19 protein-coding genes are annotated in these 20,503 nt (G+C 57.0%); 8 read left to right on the forward strand and 11 right to left on the reverse strand.

Annotated elements, in window-relative coordinates; translation table 11 throughout:
* Window positions 1-248: 248 nt before the first annotated feature.
* On the forward strand, window positions 249-1,778 hold the full coding sequence (pntA, locus tag ACMGG5_RS16360) for a Re/Si-specific NAD(P)(+) transhydrogenase subunit alpha (protein WP_024909330.1): 1,530 nt from the start codon (window positions 249-251) through the stop codon (window positions 1,776-1,778).
* Between the two features lie 10 nt (window positions 1,779-1,788).
* Complete coding sequence (pntB, locus tag ACMGG5_RS16365; RefSeq protein WP_024909329.1) at window positions 1,789-3,177, forward strand: Re/Si-specific NAD(P)(+) transhydrogenase subunit beta; 1,389 nt, start codon at window positions 1,789-1,791, stop codon at window positions 3,175-3,177.
* A gap of 121 nt (window positions 3,178-3,298) precedes the next feature.
* Here the strand turns inward: pntB and uspE are convergent, their stop codons facing one another.
* The 7 genes from uspE to ACMGG5_RS16400 all read right to left on the reverse strand — a co-directional run bounded on the left by uspE (window position 3,299) and on the right by ACMGG5_RS16400 (window position 10,468).
* On the reverse strand, window positions 3,299-4,249 hold the full coding sequence (gene uspE / locus ACMGG5_RS16370; RefSeq protein ID WP_024909171.1) for a universal stress protein UspE: 951 nt from the start codon (window positions 4,247-4,249) through the stop codon (window positions 3,299-3,301).
* A 109-nt stretch (window positions 4,250-4,358) separates the two neighbouring features.
* Complete coding sequence (locus ACMGG5_RS16375; RefSeq protein WP_014883604.1) at window positions 4,359-4,541, reverse strand: hypothetical protein; 183 nt, start codon at window positions 4,539-4,541, stop codon at window positions 4,359-4,361.
* A 146-nt stretch (window positions 4,542-4,687) separates the two neighbouring features.
* Complete coding sequence (gene fnr / locus ACMGG5_RS16380) at window positions 4,688-5,440, reverse strand: fumarate/nitrate reduction transcriptional regulator Fnr (RefSeq protein ID WP_006174991.1); 753 nt, start codon at window positions 5,438-5,440, stop codon at window positions 4,688-4,690.
* A gap of 183 nt (window positions 5,441-5,623) precedes the next feature.
* Window positions 5,624-6,139: a methylated-DNA--[protein]-cysteine S-methyltransferase gene (gene ogt, locus ACMGG5_RS16385; RefSeq protein WP_032651063.1), complete on the reverse strand. Its 516-nt coding sequence runs from the start codon at window positions 6,137-6,139 to the stop codon at window positions 5,624-5,626.
* 10 nt (window positions 6,140-6,149) lie between these two features.
* A complete protein-coding gene (gene abgT / locus ACMGG5_RS16390; RefSeq protein WP_024909169.1) occupies window positions 6,150-7,676 on the reverse strand; it encodes a p-aminobenzoyl-glutamate transporter in 1,527 nt (508 codons plus the stop codon).
* 36 nt (window positions 7,677-7,712) lie between these two features.
* Entirely contained in the window at window positions 7,713-9,158 is a 1,446-nt protein-coding gene (locus ACMGG5_RS16395; protein WP_420278180.1) for a M20 family metallopeptidase, read from the reverse strand.
* Window positions 9,158-10,468, reverse strand: a complete 1,311-nt coding sequence (locus ACMGG5_RS16400; RefSeq protein ID WP_420278181.1) for a M20 family metallo-hydrolase — start codon at window positions 10,466-10,468, stop codon at window positions 9,158-9,160. Before ACMGG5_RS16400 ends, ACMGG5_RS16395 begins: the two co-directional genes overlap by 1 nt.
* Before the next feature lie 175 nt (window positions 10,469-10,643).
* On the opposite strand from ACMGG5_RS16400, the gene ACMGG5_RS16405 reads away from it, so the two are divergent.
* Both ACMGG5_RS16405 and smrA read left to right on the forward strand, forming a co-directional pair.
* Entirely contained in the window at window positions 10,644-11,555 is a 912-nt protein-coding gene (locus ACMGG5_RS16405) for a LysR family transcriptional regulator (RefSeq protein WP_420278182.1), read from the forward strand.
* A 355-nt stretch (window positions 11,556-11,910) separates the two neighbouring features.
* The gene (gene smrA, locus ACMGG5_RS16410) at window positions 11,911-12,474 is read left to right on the forward strand and encodes a DNA endonuclease SmrA (protein ID WP_420278183.1); all 564 of its coding nucleotides are present in this window, start codon (window positions 11,911-11,913) and stop codon (window positions 12,472-12,474) included.
* A gap of 27 nt (window positions 12,475-12,501) precedes the next feature.
* Here the strand turns inward: smrA and tcp are convergent, their stop codons facing one another.
* Window positions 12,502-14,163, reverse strand: coding sequence for a methyl-accepting chemotaxis citrate transducer (gene tcp / locus ACMGG5_RS16415; protein ID WP_024909164.1), 1,662 nt, complete (start codon window positions 14,161-14,163; stop codon window positions 12,502-12,504).
* A 143-nt stretch (window positions 14,164-14,306) separates the two neighbouring features.
* Here tcp and ACMGG5_RS16420 point away from each other — a divergent pair, with 143 nt between their 5' ends.
* The 3 genes from ACMGG5_RS16420 to umuC all read left to right on the forward strand — a co-directional run bounded on the left by ACMGG5_RS16420 (window position 14,307) and on the right by umuC (window position 17,013).
* Window positions 14,307-15,173 (forward strand): aldo/keto reductase family oxidoreductase, encoded by an 867-nt coding sequence (locus tag ACMGG5_RS16420; RefSeq protein ID WP_420278184.1) that lies wholly within the window; start codon window positions 14,307-14,309, stop codon window positions 15,171-15,173.
* Window positions 15,174-15,332: 159 nt separating this feature from the next.
* A complete protein-coding gene (umuD, locus tag ACMGG5_RS16425; protein WP_420278185.1) occupies window positions 15,333-15,767 on the forward strand; it encodes a translesion error-prone DNA polymerase V autoproteolytic subunit in 435 nt (144 codons plus the stop codon).
* Entirely contained in the window at window positions 15,751-17,013 is a 1,263-nt protein-coding gene (gene umuC / locus ACMGG5_RS16430) for a translesion error-prone DNA polymerase V subunit UmuC (protein WP_420278186.1), read from the forward strand. Before umuD ends, umuC begins: the two co-directional genes overlap by 17 nt.
* Window positions 17,014-17,025: 12 nt before the next feature.
* On the opposite strand, the gene ACMGG5_RS16435 is transcribed toward umuC, so the two are convergent.
* Together ACMGG5_RS16435 and ACMGG5_RS16440 are read right to left on the reverse strand one after the other, a co-directional pair.
* A complete protein-coding gene (locus ACMGG5_RS16435) occupies window positions 17,026-17,295 on the reverse strand; it encodes a hypothetical protein (protein ID WP_420278187.1) in 270 nt (89 codons plus the stop codon).
* Window positions 17,296-17,377: 82 nt separating this feature from the next.
* A complete protein-coding gene (locus tag ACMGG5_RS16440; RefSeq protein ID WP_420278188.1) occupies window positions 17,378-18,265 on the reverse strand; it encodes a LysR family transcriptional regulator in 888 nt (295 codons plus the stop codon).
* A 97-nt stretch (window positions 18,266-18,362) separates the two neighbouring features.
* Between ACMGG5_RS16440 and ACMGG5_RS16445 the strand changes: the two genes are divergently transcribed.
* Complete coding sequence (locus ACMGG5_RS16445) at window positions 18,363-19,418, forward strand: SDR family oxidoreductase (protein ID WP_420278189.1); 1,056 nt, start codon at window positions 18,363-18,365, stop codon at window positions 19,416-19,418.
* Between the two features lie 40 nt (window positions 19,419-19,458).
* On the opposite strand, the gene ACMGG5_RS16450 is transcribed toward ACMGG5_RS16445, so the two are convergent.
* Window positions 19,459-20,439, reverse strand: a complete 981-nt coding sequence (locus tag ACMGG5_RS16450) for an NAD(P)H-dependent flavin oxidoreductase (RefSeq protein ID WP_420278190.1) — start codon at window positions 20,437-20,439, stop codon at window positions 19,459-19,461.
* Window positions 20,440-20,503 lie beyond the last annotated feature (64 nt).

A 20,503-nucleotide genomic window follows, 5' to 3' on the forward strand; every position in this document is an offset into this window, starting at 1 on the left:
CTGGCGATGAATTTAAGGTAAATATCACTGTCAGTGACGCCGATCGCTTATTTTTCACAGATAAAGTAAGAAATAGTGTTTTCTGGCGGTAGATCACGGGCGCTATTTTCAGTAGGTTATAGACAGTTTGTTACTGTTTTATTTTCCGGGGTTAATCATATCTCGTCGCTCGCGCGATGGCGAAAATTGATACAAACCGCGGGCATTTATCGATAAACCATCATCAAAAACCGATGGAAGGGAAAACTATGCGTATTGGGGTACCAAAAGAACGGTTAGCCAATGAAACCCGCGTAGCGGCAACACCGAAAACGGTGGAGCAACTGCTTAAACTGGGTTTTACGGTCGCGGTCGAAAGCGGCGCAGGCAAACTGGCGAGTTTCGATGACGAGGCCTTTATCCAGGCTGGCGCAGAAGTGGTCGACGGTGCTGACGTCTGGCAGTCGCCGGTGATTCTGAAGGTCAACGCACCGGAAGAGAGTGAAATTGCGCTGCTGAATCCCGGGACGACCCTGGTGAGCTTCATCTGGCCTGCGCAAAACCCGGAGCTGATGGAGAAGCTGGCGGCCCGTGGCGTGACCGTGATGGCGATGGACTCCGTGCCGCGCATTTCGCGCGCGCAGTCGCTGGATGCCTTAAGCTCCATGGCAAACATTGCCGGCTACCGCGCCATTGTTGAAGCGGCCCACGAATTTGGTCGCTTCTTTACCGGTCAAATCACCGCCGCGGGTAAAGTCCCTCCGGCGAAAGTGATGGTGATTGGCGCGGGCGTAGCGGGCCTTGCCGCCATCGGTGCGGCAAACAGCCTGGGCGCTATCGTACGCGCCTTTGACACCCGTCCTGAAGTAAAGGAACAGGTTCAGAGTATGGGGGCCGAATTCCTTGAGCTGGACTTTAAGGAAGAGGCAGGCAGCGGCGACGGTTACGCGAAGGTGATGTCCGAAGCCTTTATCAAAGCCGAAATGGAACTCTTCGCCGCGCAGGCGAAAGATGTCGACATCATTGTCACCACCGCGCTTATCCCGGGCAAACCGGCGCCGAAGCTGATTACCCGTGAGATGGTTGACTCCATGAAGTCGGGCAGCGTGATTGTCGACCTGGCCGCCCAAAACGGCGGTAACTGTGAATATACCGTACCGAATCAGGTGACCACGACCGCGAACGGCGTGAAGGTGATCGGCTATACCGATCTGCCGGGCCGTCTGCCAACGCAGTCTTCTCAGCTGTACGGCACGAACCTCGTCAACCTGCTGAAGCTGCTTTGCAAAGAGAAAGACGGCAACATCACCGTCGATTTTGACGATGTGGTGGTGCGCGGCGTCACCGTGGTCCGTGAAGGTGAAATTACCTGGCCTGCGCCGCCTATTCAGGTTTCTGCTCAGCCTCAGGCTGCAGCGAAAGCGGCGCCCGCGCCTAAAGAGCCCGCCAAACCGGCTTCTCCGTGGCGTAAATACGCGATCATGGCGCTGGTGATTATTCTGTTCGGCTGGCTGGCTGACGTCGCGCCGAAAGAGTTCCTCGGCCACTTTACCGTCTTCGCGCTCTCCTGCGTCGTAGGCTACTACGTGGTGTGGAACGTCTCCCATGCGCTGCACACGCCGCTGATGTCGGTAACCAACGCCATCTCCGGGATCATCGTAGTGGGGGCGTTACTGCAGATTGGTCACGGCGGCTGGATCAGCTTCCTGAGCTTTATCGCGGTGCTGATCGCCAGTATCAATATTTTCGGTGGTTTCACCGTGACTCAGCGCATGCTGAAAATGTTTCGTAAAGGCTAAGGGGTAGCATATGTCTGGAGGATTAGTGACAGCCGCATACATTGTTGCTGCAATCCTGTTTATTTTCAGTCTGGCGGGGCTTTCCAAACACGAAACGTCTCAGCAGGGGAATAACTTTGGTATCGCCGGGATGGCGATTGCGCTGATTGCCACCATCTTCGGGCCGGATACCGGCAACGTGGCGTGGATCCTGGTAGCGATGATCATCGGCGGCGCGATTGGTATTCGCCTCGCGAAACGCGTTGAAATGACCGAGATGCCGGAGCTGGTCGCTATTCTGCACAGCTTCGTGGGTCTGGCGGCGGTGCTGGTGGGCTTCAACAGCTACCTGTATCACGAACCGGGCCTGGAACCGATTCTGGTGAACATCCACCTGACGGAAGTGTTCCTCGGTATCTTCATCGGTGCGGTGACCTTCACCGGTTCTATTGTCGCGTTCGGCAAACTCCGCGGGAAGATCTCCTCTAAACCGCTGATGCTGCCAAACCGTCATAAGCTGAACCTGGCGGCGCTGGTCGTGTCGTTTGTACTGCTGGTGGTCTTCGTGCGTACCGAAAGCGTCGGTCTGCAGGTGCTGGCGTTGCTGGTCATGACCATCATCGCGCTGGCGTTCGGCTGGCACCTGGTGGCGTCCATCGGCGGTGCGGATATGCCGGTGGTTGTCTCGATGCTGAACTCCTACTCCGGTTGGGCGGCAGCGGCGGCAGGCTTTATGCTGAGCAACGACCTGCTGATCGTCACCGGTGCGCTGGTGGGTTCTTCCGGTGCGATCCTGTCTTACATCATGTGTAAGGCGATGAACCGTTCGTTCATCAGCGTTATCGCCGGTGGTTTCGGGACCGATGGGTCTTCTTCCAGTGCGGATGAAGAAGTGGGTGAGCACCGTGAAATTTCTGCGGAAGATACCGCAGACATGCTGAAAAACTCGCATTCCGTGATCATCACTCCGGGCTACGGCATGGCGGTGGCGCAAGCGCAGTATCCGGTGGCGGAAATCACCGAGAAGCTGCGCGCGCGGGGCATCAAGGTTCGCTTTGGTATTCACCCGGTGGCAGGGCGTCTGCCTGGCCATATGAACGTGCTGCTGGCGGAAGCGAAAGTGCCTTACGACATCGTGCTGGAAATGGATGAGATCAACGATGATTTCGCCGACACCGACACCGTGCTGGTTATTGGCGCCAACGATACCGTTAACCCTGCTGCACAGGACGATCCGGGTAGCCCAATCGCCGGTATGCCGGTTCTGGAAGTGTGGAAGGCGCAGAACGTGATTGTGTTTAAACGCTCCATGAATACCGGCTATGCCGGGGTTCAGAACCCGCTGTTCTTCAAAGAGAACACCCACATGCTGTTTGGCGATGCCAAAGCCAGCGTGGATGCGATTCTGAAATCACTCTGACAGGGTAAAGCCCGGTGGCGCAAGCTTACCGGGCCTACCAAACCCGTAGGCCGGGTAAGGCGAAGCCGCCACCCGGCAAAAAAAACCGCCGGTTTCCCGACGGTTTTTTTCATCTTGCAGGTTAATCGTCTTCCGGATCGTCCAGCTCAACCGGCGTCTGGTACTCATCCGGCTTAATGACCAGCAGGTCGCAGCGCAGATGGTCGATTACCTGTTCGGCGGTATTGCCGAGGAACGCGGCAGAAATACCGGTTCTGCCAATTGTGCCCAGCACCACAATCCCCGCCTGCAGGTGTTCCGCCAGGTCCGGGATCACCTCTTCAGGCAGCCCTTTTTCCACGTGGGTCATCTTCTCGTCGATGCTGAATTTCTGGCGCAGCGCTTTCATGGCCAGCAGGTGCTGACCGCGGATCGCGTCGTTGTACACGCTCGGGTCAAATTCAGGCAGCTCAATGGCAATGTTAATCGGGGTGACCGGATAGGCACCCACCAGATGCACTTCGGTATGATTCACCTGATCGGCAAGCTGGAGGGTCTCCTTCACCAGCTTCTCGTTCAGCGAATTGTGGTAATCCTCTTCGCTCGCGAGGTTTACCGCCACAACGGCTTTCCCGCCTTCAGGCCACGGCTGGTCTTTCACCATCCAGACCGGGCAAGGGCATTTACGCAGCAAGTGCCAGTCGGTCGGGGTGAAGATCACGGATTCCAGCTTGTCGTGCTGGTGCGCCATCTTCAGCAGCAGGTCGTGCCCACCGGCGACAATCTCCTGGATGATGGCTTCGAAAGGTCGGTTATGCCAGACCACTTTAATATCAATGGGCACACCCGCTTCCAGGTAATACTTCGCCTGTTCACGGATCCACGCGGTACGCTGGCTGATGACGCCCTGACGCATAGCGGTGCGCTCGTCAGGCGACAGAAGGGTGGTCATCTCATACGAGAAGTCATAGATCGGCAAAAACGCTTTGATTTTGCCACCAATCCGTTGATGTAAATACACAGCACGTCGTAATGCCGGCTGATCGTCCTGATTCGGATCGATAGCTACCAGCATGTTTTGATACTTGGCCATACAGGTCTCCTTACTACTGTCACCACAGTCTGTAATTAAAAGAGTAACCTATATATCCTGAATGAAACAGAGGGGAGGTTTTGCCAGATCAATAATTCATGAAAATTTATCAGAGGAAAAGCACTGTGGTCGTCACCGCGATAAACGCAATAAACAGCAGCACCATCACCGCTATCGCAAAGGTCGTGGAGTCCTGAACGTAGGTTTTTTCCTCCCCCTTCATCGGGCCGACAAGCATGATCCAGATGAAGATAAAGGTCACTGAAGCGATCACGACTGAAACGAAAAACAAACTTTCTCTCAATTCATAACCTCAACGAGAACCTTCCGGGCGCTGTGTGGGGACGTACTACGGTGAAAATATCTTGAAACGAAAGTGATTATACCAGACCAATAAATCACAAGAATTTATCAGTCTGGTCATCAACGGGTGGAAAGTTATGCCACGTTGCGGGCGTGCCCGGCAAGAACGGCCAGCGCTTCACCGTTTTCGATAGTGATGTATTTACCCTTAACGGCCAGCATCCCGCTCTTCTGGAAACGACCCAGCAGACGGCTGATGGTTTCTACGGTCAGACCCAGGTAGTTACCGATATCGCCACGCGTCATCGTCAGACGGAATTCACGCGGCGAGAAGCCACGCTCGGCGAAGCGGCGGGAGAGGTTGTAGATAAACGCGGCCAGGCGCTCTTCTGCATTCTTTTTGGAAAGCAGCAGGATCATGTCCTGATCGCCTTTGATCTCACCGCTCATCAGACGCATCATCTGCTGACGCAGGTTAGGCATCTTGCCGGACAGATCGTCCAGGGTTTCAAACGGGATTTCGCAAACCATTGAGGTTTCGAGTGCCTGAGCAAAGCTCGGGTGATGGCCCGTGCCGATGGCATCAAAGCCCACCAGGTCGCCCGCCAGATGGAAGCCGGTGATCTGCTCATCACCCTGCTCGGTGATGGTGTAGCTCTTGATGGTGCCAGAACGGATAGCATAGAGCGATTTCAGTTCGTCTCCCGCTTTAAACAGCGTCTGCCCTTTCTGAATAGGCTTTTTGCGCTCGATGATATTATCAAGCTGATCGAGTTCATGCTCATTCAGGGTAAACGGGATACAGAGCTGGCTGATGCTGCAATCCTGGCAATGGATAGCACAACCGCCAGACTGAATGCGTCGTATAATTCGCTTTTCCGGGATCATAGGTTTGCTCAAGCCTTAATTGATATTGGTCAATTTTAACATCTTTTTGGTAAGTACGTAAGCCTGACAAACCCTCAATAAGGACAAGAGACGGCAACGTGTCGCCATCTTCTTGAAATTCCACAGCTTGATTATGGATTTTTAGCCTAACCGGTAGAAAATTAAGCACAAAAAGCCTGGGAACTAGAGCAAGAGATACCCTTCGTGACGCAGCAGCCACTCTTTTCGCTGCACGCCACCGGCATAGCCTGTCATGGTACCGTTACGGCCAATGACGCGATGGCAGGGTACCACGATGCTCACCGGGTTAGAGCCGTTCGCGGCACCCACCGCGCGTGCTGCTCCTGCGCGGCCTAGCTGCTCCGCAAGCTGGCCGTAATGCATGACCTGCCCGCATGGAATCGAACGTAGCGCCTGCCACACTTCGCGCTGAAAAGGAGTGCCTGCCGTGGCGGTCGGCAGAGTATCGATGATGCTGAGATCGCCTTCGAAGTACGCTGCAAGCTTGTCGCTCAGCCCGCCCGGATTGGTGGCGCGGATACGTTCATATCCCTGTGAGCGGTAGTGAATCGCAAGCAGTTCTTCCATGCGGTCGCTGTGCTCTTCCCATTCGACGGCGCGCAGGCAGAACTGCTCGTCCGCGATCACCCACAGCGGGCCGAGCGGCGTCGCAATCTTGTCTTCGAGTAATCTCAGCATCCTCATTCCTTTAGTTCAGCCTCGGGTAAATCCCCGGTCCAATCGGCAGGCCGACAAGATACCATGCCACCAGCATCACCAGCCATACCCCTAAAAAGATAAGCGGGTAGGGTAAAACCAGCGAATAGTAGGTACCCAGTTTGGCCTCGGGTTTATAGCGCTGCAGGAAGCCTAAAAACAACGGAACAAACGGCGAAACCGGCGCCAGCGGAATAACCGAAGAGTCCGCGATGCGGAACAGGATCTGCGCGAAAGCCGGGTGGAACCCCAGCATCATAAACATCGGTACGAAGATCGGGGCCAGAATCGACCAGATGGCGGAGCCGCTGGCGATAAACATGCACAGCAGGGATGACAGCAGCGCCAGGCCGACAAACGCCGGTACGCCGCTTAATCCGGCAGCCTCCAGCGCGTCGGTCAGGCCCACGGCCATAAACTTGCCCATGTTGCTCCAGTTAAACATCGCCACAAACTGCGCCAGCGGGAACACCATCACGATAAAGCCCGCCATCTCCTTCATCGGCTCGATCATCAGCTGCGGCAAATCGCCCTGACGGCGGATTTTGCCGGTAGCGATACCGTAGGCGAGCGAAACGACAAAGAAGAAGAGGATAATCAGCGGCACAATGCCCTGAATAAACGGTGACGGCAGGACCGTATGTTTAACCGGATCGCGCAATATGCCGTTTTCCGGGACCACCATCAGCGCCACCAGCGCGATAAAGGCAAGCGAGACCACGCCAGCCACGCGCAGGCCGAAGCGCTGCTCTTTGCTCAGGGTCTCCAGCTTTTCATCGCTACGGCCTTCCCATTTGCCCAGGCGCGGCTCGACGATCTTATCGGTAATCAGCCCGCCGACAATCGTCAGGACAATGACCGAGCTTGCCATAAAGTACCAGTTGTCGATCACGCTGACGTGCATAGCCGCATCAATGGTCTTTGCCGCCTCCGTGCTGATGCCCGAGAGCAACACGTCGGTGGTAACGATAAGCAGGTTAGCGGTGAATCCGCAGCCCACCCCCGCAATCGCCGACAGCAGGCCCGCCACGGGATGACGACCGACGGCGAGGAAAATCAGCGCCCCCATCGGCGGCATGATCACCAGCGCGGCGTCGGAGGAGATATGGCTGAAGAAGGCGATAAACAGCACCATGTAGCTCGCGTACCGCGCGCTGACGTGGGAAGCCATCTTCACCATTAATGCGGGCAGCAGGCCAACGCGTTCTGCCAGCCCGGCGCCCAGCACCAGCGCCAGAATGGCGCCCAGCGGGGCGAAACCGCTGAAGTTTTTGATGACGTTAGGTAAAAACCAGTGCAGCCCTTCAACGCTGAGCAGGTTTTTCACCGCCACCAGGCTGCCGTCAGCCGGGCTGCGCACGCTCACGTCAAAGGCGGAGAGCACGGCGGTGGCGACCATCAAAATCACAATCAGATAGATAAACAGCAGGAAAGGGTGCGGCACTTTATTGCCGATCCTTTCAACCCAGCCATAGAGCTTACCGGATGGGGAATGCGAAGGTATGGATGACATACTCATGGGCGTTCCTCGGGAGTGTTGTGTTGTTGTGTTTTTTTATTTTAAAGGTGACGGTGTCACGCCCTGGGGGATCGGACACGCGTACGGTTTTTCTTGTAATTGTTGTTCGAACTCTTCACGGCATTTGTTCAGCAGCGCTGCGTCCAGCAGCAGATTGAGCGCGGTCGCACCCATCACTTTTCCGGCCAGCAGCATGCCTTTGTGAGCAATGGAGGTACGCCCCTGGGACACCAGCTGCCAGGTGTGCAGCGGTGTGCCGACGGTAAAGCAGGGGCTGAAGCACTGGGCGACCGGCATTTTCCAGCTGACGTCGCCCACGTCCGTTGAGCCCGCCAGCACGTTGTCGGTAATAGCATAAGGCGCGACTTCATCCACCAGCAGCGTCGTCTGATGACGACGGGCAAAGGCTTTCCCCGCTTCACCTCCCGTAGCGGCAATATTTTTGAGGCTGTTTTGCAGATCGTTGGGCGTCAGGGTGGCGCGGATCTCGCGGGCAAACTCGCGCTCTTCGTCGGTCCACTCCGGCGTGCCGTAGTGCTGCAGGGCGCGATACATCGCCGCCTCGAGCGTGCGGTTCGGCAGGTAGCTGGAGCAGGCTTTATCAAAGCGGCATTCGACGGTGGTTTCGGTCATCAGCGCCGCGCCCTGGGCGATTTTCTCGATGCGCTCGTAGATCTGCTGCGCATCGGCCATCTCCGGGGCGCGGATCAGGTACAGCACCTCGGCCTGCGCCTGCACCACGTTGGGCGAAATCCCGCCGGTATCGGTAATGGCGTAATGGACGCGCGCTTTCTCGATAATGTGTTCGTTAAGGAAGTTGGTGCCGGTGGTCATCAGCGTCACGGCGTCCAGCGCGCTCCGTCCCAGGTGAGGGGAGTTGGCCGCGTGCGCCGCCACGCCGTGAAAACGCCAGGCGGCCTGAATATTCGCCAGCGTGCTGACGTTAAACATCCCGGCAAAGGCTTCCGGGTGCCAGGTGACGGCAGCATCGACGTCATCAAACAGCCCTTCGCGCACCATAAAGGTTTTCCCGGAGCCGCCTTCTTCGCCGGGACAGCCGTAAAAACGCACCGTTCCGCTGCCGCCGTGCTGCTCCAGCCAGCTTTTCACCGCCACCGCGCCCGCAAGCGCCGCGGTGCCTAAGAGGTTATGCCCGCAGCCGTGGCCGTTGGCTCCCGGCGTGGCGGTCTGCGCGGTCGCGCAGTGTGCCTGCTGGCTTAACCCGGCCAACGCGTCGTACTCGCCCAGCAGGGCGATAACCGGTTTCCCGCTGCCGAAGCTGGCGATAAACGCGTTGGGGATGCCGCCTGCCTCGCGGATCAGCGTGAAGCCTTCTGCTTCCAGCTCGCTGGCCAGTCGTTCTGCGGACCAGAACTCTTCAAAGCGGGTTTCGGGACGATCCCAGATCGCATCGGCAATATCGGTTAACGTCCGACATCGCGTGTCGATCGCATCGGCAATAAAAGCGTAGTTCTCCTGCATTACACACCTCGCGTCCACGGGAAATTGAGCGCAGTTCGCGCCAGCGTTTCGATGGCGACAGGCATCACCTGCTCATCGAAGTCGAATTTTTCGTTGTGATGTCCGGCGCTCAACTCCGTGCCAAACACCATATAGGACGCCATGCCGCCGTTCTGCTGCACGCGGGCCATCATCAGCGTGGCGTCTTCGGAGCCTGCTGGCGCCTTCACCTTATCGATGGCGTGAACAACCCCGGAAACCTGGCTCGCCTGCTCGCGCAGATAATCCACCCAGGCCGGCGTCGGTGCGCTGGAGGTGGCAGCCCCCATCAGGCGCATCTCGGCGTTCACGCCGTAGAGGGCCGCCGCGCCGGTAATCACCGCCTGCGCGCGTTCAAAGACGTACTGATTAATCGCTTCGCTTTCACCGCGCGTTTCAACCTTCATCAGGGCATTCGCGGGCACCACGTTGCGTCCGCTGCCCGCCTGCATCACCCCGACGTTCACCCGGGAGGCACCGTCGCTGTGCGGGGCAATGCTGTGCAGAGCGAGGGTGGCCTGCGCGGCGGCGAGCAGAGCGTTACGACCGTCCTCCGGCTTACCGCCCGCGTGTGCGGCCACGCCGGTGAAGCTCACGTCGAACTTGGTGGTGGCCATAAAGTTATCGCTGCCGCAGATCACCGTTCCGGCAGGCACGCCAGTACCAATATGGATAGCCGTGAAATAGTCCACGTCGTCCAGCGCCCCGGCGGCAACCATGGCGCGCGCGCCGCGCGTACCTTCTTCGGCGGGCTGGAAGATCAGCTTGATGGTGCCGTTCAGCCGGGCTTCATTCTGCTTAAGCACCTGCGCCAGCCCCAGACCAATGGTGGTGTGGCCGTCGTGCGCGCAGGCGTGCATCATTCCCGCGTTGCAGGAGGCAAACCCGTCGCGGAACGGACGATGGCAGTCGTCGAGCGCTTCGCTTAAATCAAGGGCGTCCATGTCGACGCGAAACGCCAGGGTTGGGCCAGGGCGGCCGGTATTGAGGGTCGCCACAATGCCGGTAAAGCCGCCTTCAAACGGCGCCAGCCATTTCTCAGGCGCGCCCTGCGCCCGCGCACGGGCAAACTCATGCGCCAGGGTAGCGGCATCGGGCAGCCCCATCCGGCTTTCGGCATCGACCACGTCGCGCCCCATCGCCAGTTCGTAACCCAGCGAGTCCAGGATTTCCGCGACTTTCGCGGCGGTACGAAACTCTACCCAGCCGGATTCCGCGAAATGGTGAAAATCACGACGCCATGCGCTCAGCTGCGGGGGTAACGTCTGGATGTACTGCGCCAGTGTGTCCATATCTGTTCCTGTCATCATTAAAATATGTGAACTGCTTCACGCTGTGATAGTTTTTACTTATCACTAACCGATTTTTCACAGTTTTAACCGTTCAGGAATTACCCTCGCACATCCCTTTCCATTAAAGTAGATGACAGTTTCTTTACTCTGATAAACAACGGTTATCGGTCGGGCTATGTCATTTCAGATTAAATTTCATCAAATCCGGGCGTTTGTTGAGGTTGCGCGTCAGGGCAGCATTCGCGGTGCCAGCAGAACGCTGAATCTTTCCCAGCCGGCGCTGACCAAATCCATCAAAGAGCTGGAGGAGGGCATGGCGGCGCAGCTTTTCGTGCGCAGGAGTAAGGGCGTCGCGTTGACAGAATGCGGTGAGGGTTTTTACCAGCGTGCCAGGTTGATTCTGGAAGAGCTGCGCGCGGCGCAGGATGACATTCGTCAGCGGCAGGGGGAGCTGGCCGGGCAGATCAACATCGGGATGGGGGCCAGCGTTTCACGCAGCCTGATGCCCGCCGTCATTACCCGCTTTCACGCGCAGCATCCGCAGGTCAAGGTGCGGATTATGGAAGGGCAGCTGGTATCGATGATCAATGAATTACGCCAGGGCGAACTGGATTTCACCATCAATACCTATTATCAGGGGCCTTACGACCAGGAATTTACGTTTGAAAAGCTCTTCGAAAAACCGTTTGCGGTATTTTGTCGGGAAGGGCATCCGGCGACGGGAGCAACGTCGATTAATGAACTTCTGCATTATAACTGGACAATGCCGACGCCGCGGGGAAGCTATTACAAGCAATTAGAAGAGGTATTTAGCGATCGCTCGCGAATACCGCGAATTGGCGTGGTCTGCGAAACCTTTTCCTCCTGTATTAGCCTGGTCGCGCAAAGCGATTTTTTAAGCATATTGCCGCAGGAGTTGGGATGTGACCCGCTTCTGGCGCACCGTCTGGTCATGCTGTCGGTTGTCGAGTCGCTTCCAAAAGCAGCATATTATTTAATTCAGCGCCGTGATTCACGTCAGACGCCCCTTGCCGAATCATTAATTACGCAATTCAGAAGGGAAGCAAGGAAAATAGTTGTGGCGTGAAAAGCCGACCATAAAAAACAGGGTCTGTCCGACATCTGACAGACCCTCCAGTACACACAGCAGTGCGTCCTTTCGCCAATCCTGAGTATTATATCCATGAAGCAGGTATATTTAGGTATAACACCTTTCCCGCAAAATGAAAGGATATTGAGTGTTTGATTTTACGAAAATTTAACACAAATCACTTATTTCATCTTTGCTGAAATTTTAGTTAAGTCATATTTAAGTTTATTTTATAAATACTATATATATTCATCAGGTTAATATTTGTTGCGCACGACGGCCTGTAACGGTGATTGAGGCCTGTCCCGGGCGCAGGTATAGTACCGTCCTCAGCTGTAGCCGGAGGATGCCCATGAACCCTGACGACAAATCCTTTTTTCTTGACGCCATGGAAGATGTCCAGCCCCTGAAGCGCTGCGCGGATATTCACTGGCAGCCCAGCCGCAATACCCGGGCGCGCGAGGAGGTGGATAATGAACAGCTGGATAACTTCCTGACGCTGGATTTTCTTGACGTTCTGCCCCTCGAAGAGCCGCTGGTGTTCCGGCGAGAAGGGGTACAGCAGGGCGTTATCGATAAGCTGCGAACGGGTAAATATGCCCGCCAGGCCAGCTTAAACCTCCTGCGTCAGCCCGCCGAACGTTGCCGCCAGATGCTCTATTCTTTTATTCGCCAGGCCGGACGTGACGGGTTACGTAACCTGATTATTATTCACGGGAAAGGGCGGGAGCAGAACTCGCATCCGAATGTGGTGCGCAGCTACCTGGCGCGCTGGTTAACCGAGTTCGAGGATGTACAGGCCTTCTGCGTGGCGCTGCCGCATCACGGCGGCAGCGGGGCATGTTACGTTTCACTGCGAAAATCCGATGAAGCAAAACAGGAGAACTGGGAGCGGCACGCCAAGCGCAGCCGCTAGCGGGCGATATTCTCGCCCGCCTGAGACTCAGAACGTTTCCCAGTTGCTGTCGGTGGAGGCGTTTGTCGTTGCCGGGCGCAGCAGCTGTGGCGTTTTCAGATTGGCCGGGCGTGGAGCGACCGCTTTTTCTTTGCCGTTCAGACGAAACGCCGCTACCGCCTGGCGCAGCTGCTCGGACTGATCTTCCAGTGCCGCAGCCGCCGTGGCGGACTCCTGCACCAGCGCGGCGTTTTGCTGCGTCACGCTGTCCATCTGCGAAACGGCCAGGCTCACCTGCTCAATGCCGCGGCTCTGCTCGTCAGAGGCAGAGGAAATCTCGCCCATGATATCGGTCACGCGGGTAACGGCGGCGACGATTTCCTTCATGGTGGTGCCCGCCTCGCTCACCTGCTCAGAGCCGGTATTCACCCGGCTGACGGAGTTCTCGATAAGTCCTTTGATCTCTTTCGCTGCCTGCGCGCTGCGGCTCGCCAGCGTACGGACCTCGCCAGCAACAACCGCAAAACCACGCCCCTGTTCTCCGGCGCGTGCCGCTTCCACCGCGGCGTTAAGCGCCAGAATGTTGGTCTGGAACGCGATGCTGTCGATCACGCTGGTAATATGCGCAATTTGCTGCGAACTGTCGGCGATTTCGTTCATGGTGCGAACCACGTTATCCACGACGTGACCGCCGCGCGCGGCCGTTTCAGAGGCGTTTTTCGCCAGCAGCGTGGCCTGACGGGCGTTATCGGAGTTCTGTTTAACCGTTGCGGTCAGCTCTTCCATGCTGGCGGCAGTCTCTTCCAGAGAGGCAGCCTGCTGCTCGGTGCGGGCGGACAGATCGTTGCTTCCTGCGGCAATTTCGCCTGCGCCGGTGTAGATGGAATCGGTGCTTCCGCGCACGGCGCTGACGGTGGTCACCAGCGACTGCTGCATCTCATGCAGGCCAGCGGCCAGCTGACCCATCTCGTTGCGGCCAGATATTGCGATATCCTGCGTCAGGTCGCCCCCTGCAATGGCGCGAATATGGTTCATAATGGAGTGGAGTGGTTTTAAAAGCAGGTGCTGTAAACCCTGCCAGATGACCACCAGAACCGCGATAACGGCCAGCAGAATTGCCGCCAGGGTCCACTGCATCTGCGTGAAGCTGCTCTGGTTCTCTTCGGTTGCGGCCTTCAGCAGGGTGTTGTTTTCGGCGCGCCAGCGGTTATAGACCGCTTCCATGTCGTCCTGCGCCTGCTGCGCGTCCAGATCGCCATAGGCCTGATAGTTGTCGGCACGCAGATACTCAATCGATAAGCGCATCACTTCGTGCATCTGGTTCCATGATTTCTGCATCTCGTCGGTCAATGCCGCCTCCTGGCCCTTAACCTGCGGCAGTTTCTGCCACTCTTTGTTATAGGCTTCGGCTTTTGCCAGCGAGTCGCCTGCGGTGCCAAGCAGCTTATTGATCGCCGCCAGGGAAGCCGGGTCACGCTGGTTTTTCAGATAGCGGATCGCCACGCGGGTGACGGTGACGCGCGTTTTCACCAGCGTGTTCACGCTGTCGCTCAGGCTTTCCTGCTGGGCATTGAGCACGCCGGAGTTCTGGAAGTTATGGCGATCGTTGCTGACGGCAGAGTAGAACAACCCTCCCGTGACAACTTGCAGCAGACAGAATATGGTGAGGGCAAAGATAATACCGGTAATCACGTGCAGATTTTTCAGCATAGCGGTCGTCCGTTAGAGAAGATGCAGGGTTACTTCATTACTATCGTCGTAGAGAATGTAAACTTTAATTAACTCGCGCTTAACTAAAGGCTCCCTGAGGGAACCTGTTGTAAATCCGGATCATTTTTATGAGGAAGGTCAACATGAGCAGCATTGATAAAAGCGGGACGTACGCGCTCGGGACGCGGACGGTGAAACGGCTGGGCTACGGCGCGATGCAGCTGGCCGGGCCTGGCGTCTTTGGGCCGCCGAAGGATAAGCAGGCCGCGCTGGACGTGCTGCGCGAAGCGGTGGCGGCGGGGGTGAACCACATTGATACCAGTGATTTTTACGGCCCTCATGTCACTAACCAGCTGATCCGCGAGGCGCTTCACCCGTACCGGGACGATCTGACGCTCGTCACCAAGATCGGCGCCCGTCGCGATGACAAAGGCGCATGGCTGCCGGCCTTTTCCGCGCAGGAACTGACGCAGGCGGTGCATGACAACCTGCGTAATCTGCAGCTGGACGTGCTGGACGTGGTGAATCTGCGAATCATGTTTAGCGCACACGGGCCGGCGGAAGGGTCAATTGCTGAACCGCTTTCCACCCTGGCCGAATTACAGCAGCAGGGGCTGGTGCGGCATATTGGCCTGAGCAACGTCACGGCCACCCAGGTCGCGGAAGCGCAGAAGATGGTGCCGGTGGTGTGCGTGCAGAACATGTACAACATTGTGAACCGGGGTGACGACACGCTGGTGGATCTGCTGGCGCAGCAGGGGATTGCGTATGTGCCGTTCTTCCCGCTGGGCGGCTTTACGCCGCTGCAATCGTCCGGGCTGCAGGCTGTAGCCGACTCGCTGGGCGCAACGCCAATGCAGGTTGCGCTGGCATGGCTGCTGCAGCGTTCCCCAAATATTCTGCTGATCCCGGGCACCTCTTCCGTGGCGCATTTGCGGCAAAACCTCGCGGCAGGGGAACTGCAGCTGCCGCCTGACGCACTGGAAACATTGAATTCGCTGATGGACTGATCGTCACAGGCGCAAAGCCGTAAGTGTGCTTACGGGCTTTGCGCGTTTTAAATCTTCTGACACTTCAACGCGTTTGGGTTCGCCTCCGGAAATGACCTTGATCCCTGGCCATAATCCGTAATACTGTATTTATATACAGTATCTGGCGAGAAAGGCATTATGGACACTCTCTTTTCTTATCATCCAAACCAATCTATTGAATTACCGTTGTTTGCAGAGCGTGTAGCCTGTGGTTTCCCCAGTCCGGCGCAGGACTATGTGGAAGATCGTCTCGATCTTAACCGGCTGGCAGTGAGACACCCCAGTGCGACCTATTTTATCAAGGTGAGTGGAGACTCCATGATTGGCGCGGGGATCGGTGACGGCGATCTGCTGGTGGTCGATCGTTCGTTAAATGCCGAACATGGGGACATCGTCGTGGCGTCGGTCGCCGGTGAGTTTACGGTGAAAGAGCTACAGACCCGCCCGGTTCTGAGACTTCTGCCGCATAATGACCGCTATCAGCCGATTACCTTTCAGTCCGAAGAGGAGCTGCAGATCTTCGGCGTCGTCACCCACACGCTTAAAACGCATAAACATGTTCGCGCTGGTTGATGTGAATAGCTTCTATGCCTCCTGCGAGAAGGTATTTCGCCCCGATCTGCAGGGGAAGCCCATCGTGGTGGTGTCCAATAACGACGGCTGCATTATTTCACTGTCGCCGGAGGCAAAGCAGTTCGGCATAAAAATGGGGGAGCCCTATTTTAAATTCAAAGAGAAGGGCTATCCGTCGCGGGTTTACGTCTTTAGTTCGAACTATGCGCTGTATGCCGATCTCAGCAGTCGGGTGATGCAGACGCTGACGGATCTCGCTCCGGCCATAGAAATTTACTCGATCGACGAGGCGTTCGTGAACGTTTCAGGGATCGGTAACTGCCTTGCACTGGAAGCGTTCGGACACCAGATGCGCACGCAGGTCTATAAAAATACGGGCTTAACCGTTGGCGTCGGTATTGCCCCGACCAAAACGCTGGCGAAGCTGGCCAACTATGCGGCGAAGCGGTGGGCGGGCACCGGCGGCGTGGTCGATCTCTCAGGCCGGGAGCGGCAGCGTAAACTGCTGGCAAAGGTGCCGGTAGAGGAGGTGTGGGGGGTAGGGCGGCGCATCACGAAAAAACTGAACGCAATGGGGATTACCACGGCGCTGGAGCTGGCGGAGGCCTCCTCGTGGGTCATTCGCAAACATTTCAACGTGGTACTGGAACGCACGGCGCGCGAGCTTCGCGGCGAGCCCTGCCTTGACCTGGAAGAGTACACCCCCACGAAGCAGCAAATCATCTGTAGCCGTTCGTTTGGACACCGCATTACGCAATATGAAGAGATGCATCAGGCGATTTGCGCCTACGCGGAGCGCGCTGCAGAGAAACTGCGCGGCGAGCATCAATACTGTCGTTTTATCAGCGTGTTTGTGCGCACCAGCCCGCACGCTGACAACGAAATTTATTACGGCAATCAGGCTTCTGTCACCCTGATGACGCCCACCAATGACTCGCGCGATATTATCCGCGCCGCCACGGAGGCGCTGGGGCGGATATGGCTCGACGGGTATCGCTATATGAAGGCCGGGGTCATGCTGGCGGATTTTTTCAGCAGCGGCGTCGCCCAGCTTAACCTGTTTGACGACAATCGTCTGCGCGCCAACAGCGCGGCGCTGATGGAGATGATCGACAGCGTAAATCATTCCGGCAAAGGGAAGATATGGTTTGCCGGGCAGGGGATTGAGAAACCGTGGGCGATGAAGCGGGAAATGTTGTCACCGGCCTATACGACGCGATACGCGGATTTACCGGTGGCGAGGTAGAGGATGGTTGCGTTATTTCTTTTGAATCAACCAGGTTGCCGCAGCCGCCAGCACGCCGATCAGCGGCATTTCGCCCGCTCCGGCCAAGAAGTTATGGCGATCGATCTCATTGTTTTTACGGATATCCGCAAGGCGGGTAAGCGCCCCTTTTTTATCCGCAGCGCCGATCTCCTCAAACTGTTTTTCAAACCCCTGAGCGATGAGCTGAGCGGCCGCATCGGTGTTTGCGCTCTCAATCGCAATGAGGTTCGGGCCTTTTTGGAAAAAACGGTAATCCGGCATACGTGCTCCAGAAAGAGGGAATACGGTAAAAACACTTTATTCTTTGCGATTAAAAAATGCACGTCATTTACGGCGGAAACAATCAGTTTTTCTTTATTATTTCAGGTAGTAACTGCTCAATCACACTGACGACCTTTCTGACGCGCTGCGGAATAAAGCGGGCATCAGGATAGACGGCATAGAGGAAGCGATCGGGTAACCGCCAGTCGGGCAGCACCGGTACCAGCGTGCCGGTTTGCAGCGCGCGTGTCACGAGCGGCTGCTGCATGCCGCCGATACCAATGCCGGACTCAAGCGCCTGCAGCAGCGCGTCGCTGGTGTTGGCACGGAAAACAGTATTCACGTTGACCTCGACCGTCTCCTCGTCAGACATCAGGCGCAGGGGAGCACCCAGCGGAATGCTGCTGAACCGCACGTGTGGCAGCGTCGCCAGCTCGCTGACGGCGCGTACCGCCTGAAAGCCGGGGGCGGCAAACAGCCTGGTTTCAATACGCCCCAGCACGCGCGCCGCATGCGCCTGCGGGGGATCACTGCTCAGCCGTATCGCGACATCCACGCCCTCCGTCACCAGATCGGCAAGGCGGTCATCCAGGGAAAGCATCAGCTGCAGCTCGGGATGCAGACGCTGCAGCGCCAGCAGATGCGGCAAAAAAATCTGCCCCAGGCCGCTCGGTAACTGGACATGGACGCGCCCCTGAACGCTATGATCGACAGGATGTAAACGCCTCTCCGCTTCCCCCATGGCGTCCAGCACAAGCTGCATATCACGCCGGTAACGTTCACCCTGTTCGGTCAGCTTCATCTTACGCGTCGTACGGTGCAGCAGTACCACACCCAGTGATTCCTCAAGCGCCGCGATCTGTTGACTGACGGCGGACTGCTTAATACCGGTCTGACGGGCGGCCGCTGAAAACGAGCCCGCTTCAGCGACGCGCAGAAAGGTAGAAATGGCATTGAGCTTGTTATTCATTTAATGATTCTGCTTATAAGTGCCATCAGTTTCATGGGATATCTACAGAAAAAATAATATATCACACTGCGTCTGTCACCCTTTCCGGAGAAACACCATGAACAAGATGCAGCAACACAACGTCGCCCTGGTCGCGGGCGCCAGCGGCATTGTCGGTAGACAGCTGGTCAATACGCTCCTGCACCATCAGTGGGAGGTGATCGGCCTTAGCCGCCATGCCGCGTCTCATCCTGACGGCATCCCCGTGGTGAACGTCGATTTACTGGATGCGCAGGACACTGCACGGGCGCTGCACGCCCTGAACGGAGTCACCCACATCTTTTACAGCGCCTGGGCGAACGCGGCGAACTGGGCAGACATGGTTGAGCCGAACGTCACCATGCTGCGTAACCTGGTCAGCACCCTCGAAACAGCGGCACCGCTGCAGACGGTAAGCCTGATGCAGGGCTACAAAGTCTACGGTGCGCATCTGGGGCCGTTTAAAACCCCGGCGCGGGAAAGCGATCCCGGCGTAGCGGGTGCCGAATTTAACGCCGCGCAGCTCACGTGGCTCAGCCAGTTTCAGCGGGGGAAAGGCTGGCACTGGAATGCCATCAGGCCGGGCGTGGTGGGGAGCGCGGTGCCGGGCAATGCCATGAACCTTGCGCTGAGCATCGCTCTGTACGCCTCCCTGTGTAAGGCGCTGGGTTTACCGCTGCGTTTTCCCGGTTCAGAACAGACCTGGCACAGCATTGTTGACCATACCGACGCCGGGCTGCTGGCCGAGGCAACGCGGTGGGCCGCTACGTCACCTGCGGCACAGAATCAGGCCTTCAACGTAAACAATGGCGATATCTGGCGCTGGAGCGAGCTGTGGCCGCGCATCGCACGCTGGTTTGAACTGGACTCTGCGCCGCCGGTGAGGTTGTCATTTCATCAGCTGTTTAACGACTATCGCGGCGTATGGCGCGAGCTTGCCGAAGAGCGGCTGGTGGAAGCGGATATTTTGCAGCTAAGCGACGGGCGGTTTGCCGATTTTGTCTTTAGCTGGGATTACGACATGTTCGGTGACGGGAGCAAGCTGCGCAGGGCGGGCTTTACGCAAATGCAGGCGACCGATGAGATGTTTTTCCGCCTGTTTGCGCAGCTGAGAGCCGCGCGGATTATTCCCTGAGAACACAGGGCGTCCTGATAACCATCAGGACGCCGAGGGCTTACTCAACCGCTAACAGATTGACGATCTCGGCCACGCTTTTCACGCTGCGGATATTCCCAATCCCCGTGCCGAGCGCGATATAGCCTTCATCGGTGTTATTTTCCAGCATGCCCAGACGCAGGCCCCGTAATCCTCCCATCGCCTTGCCCAGCGCTTCGTTGCTTGCGCCTGCTTTATCCATCGATGCCAGTTTTTCCGCCAGCTTGCCGGGAAGCGCGCGGTAGTAATGGGGCACGGTGCGAAAAAGCAGTAAGTCCAGGCCGTTGGCAGCAACAATTTTCTCTTTGACCCCCTGCGGCACGCGGCTTTCTTCGGTACTGATAAAGACCGATCCGGCAAACACGCCTTCCGCACCTAACGCATGCGCCGCTCTGGCGGTGCGATTATCGGTAATACCGCCCGCGGCCATCACCGGGATGTGCTTCACGGCATCGGCAATCAGCGGCACGATGGAAAAGGTGCCCAGCGCCGTTGCGGGTAACGTTCCGCCCTCATCAAAACCAGTGGCGACGATAATGTCAGCCCCCAGATCTTCTGCGAGACGGGTGTTTTCCGGAGTGGGATTGATGTCGCGGTAGATAATAGCGATCCCTGCCTCTTTTAACTCACTGAACAGCGCGGGAATAATGCTGCCTTCCCCATAGCCCGTATACACCACGGCCCTGACGCCTTCGTCTTTCACCACCTGAAGAATAGGCCCAGTCCAGACGTCATTAACGGCGGTGGGGATCAGGTTCACGCCAAACGGTTTTTCGGTCAGCCGTTTGGTTTTACGAATTTCTTCGCGCATTTTTTCGGCTGTCGCTTCCGGCGTGGAGACCGCGGTGTCGGCGGTTAAGCCTGCATTGGGTCCCAGCACGCCGAGCCCGCCGGCATTGCTGACCGCGGCAACTAAACGGGCATCGGTAAGCCAGGATAACGGCCCCTGAATAACAGGCTTTTCGATACCCAGGATCTGACAGATACGGTTATTTTTCATAGCAGACTCTCCCTTACGTTTGAATGGAGGAGAGTGTAGGGGGCAATATTGTTAGGAAAAATAT

The organism is Enterobacter sp. BNK-34 (assembly GCF_048684445.1).
GTDB lineage: Bacteria > Pseudomonadota > Gammaproteobacteria > Enterobacterales > Enterobacteriaceae > Enterobacter > Enterobacter pseudoroggenkampii.

What these genes read in the sequence shown, in the direction of transcription:
- abgT (WP_024909169.1), bottom strand. Translation starts at nt 7,676, where the DNA reads ATGAGTATGTCATCCATACCTTCGCATTCCCCATCCGGTAAGCTCTAT.
- umuD (WP_420278185.1), top strand. Translation starts at nt 15,333, where the DNA reads ATGGACACTCTCTTTTCTTATCATCCAAACCAATCTATTGAATTACCG.
- ACMGG5_RS16450 (WP_420278190.1), bottom strand. Translation starts at nt 20,439, where the DNA reads ATGAAAAATAACCGTATCTGTCAGATCCTGGGTATCGAAAAGCCTGTT.
- ACMGG5_RS16405 (WP_420278182.1), top strand. Translation starts at nt 10,644, where the DNA reads ATGTCATTTCAGATTAAATTTCATCAAATCCGGGCGTTTGTTGAGGTT.
- ogt (WP_032651063.1), bottom strand. Translation starts at nt 6,139, where the DNA reads ATGCTGAGATTACTCGAAGACAAGATTGCGACGCCGCTCGGCCCGCTG.
- ACMGG5_RS16400 (WP_420278181.1), bottom strand. Translation starts at nt 10,468, where the DNA reads ATGGACACACTGGCGCAGTACATCCAGACGTTACCCCCGCAGCTGAGC.
- umuC (WP_420278186.1), top strand. Translation starts at nt 15,751, where the DNA reads ATGTTCGCGCTGGTTGATGTGAATAGCTTCTATGCCTCCTGCGAGAAG.
- uspE (WP_024909171.1), bottom strand. Translation starts at nt 4,249, where the DNA reads ATGGCCAAGTATCAAAACATGCTGGTAGCTATCGATCCGAATCAGGAC.
- ACMGG5_RS16435 (WP_420278187.1), bottom strand. Translation starts at nt 17,295, where the DNA reads ATGCCGGATTACCGTTTTTTCCAAAAAGGCCCGAACCTCATTGCGATT.
- pntA (WP_024909330.1), top strand. Translation starts at nt 249, where the DNA reads ATGCGTATTGGGGTACCAAAAGAACGGTTAGCCAATGAAACCCGCGTA.
- ACMGG5_RS16395 (WP_420278180.1), bottom strand. Translation starts at nt 9,158, where the DNA reads ATGCAGGAGAACTACGCTTTTATTGCCGATGCGATCGACACGCGATGT.
- smrA (WP_420278183.1), top strand. Translation starts at nt 11,911, where the DNA reads ATGAACCCTGACGACAAATCCTTTTTTCTTGACGCCATGGAAGATGTC.
- fnr (WP_006174991.1), bottom strand. Translation starts at nt 5,440, where the DNA reads ATGATCCCGGAAAAGCGAATTATACGACGCATTCAGTCTGGCGGTTGT.
- ACMGG5_RS16420 (WP_420278184.1), top strand. Translation starts at nt 14,307, where the DNA reads ATGAGCAGCATTGATAAAAGCGGGACGTACGCGCTCGGGACGCGGACG.
- pntB (WP_024909329.1), top strand. Translation starts at nt 1,789, where the DNA reads ATGTCTGGAGGATTAGTGACAGCCGCATACATTGTTGCTGCAATCCTG.
- ACMGG5_RS16440 (WP_420278188.1), bottom strand. Translation starts at nt 18,265, where the DNA reads ATGAATAACAAGCTCAATGCCATTTCTACCTTTCTGCGCGTCGCTGAA.
- ACMGG5_RS16445 (WP_420278189.1), top strand. Translation starts at nt 18,363, where the DNA reads ATGAACAAGATGCAGCAACACAACGTCGCCCTGGTCGCGGGCGCCAGC.
- tcp (WP_024909164.1), bottom strand. Translation starts at nt 14,163, where the DNA reads ATGCTGAAAAATCTGCACGTGATTACCGGTATTATCTTTGCCCTCACC.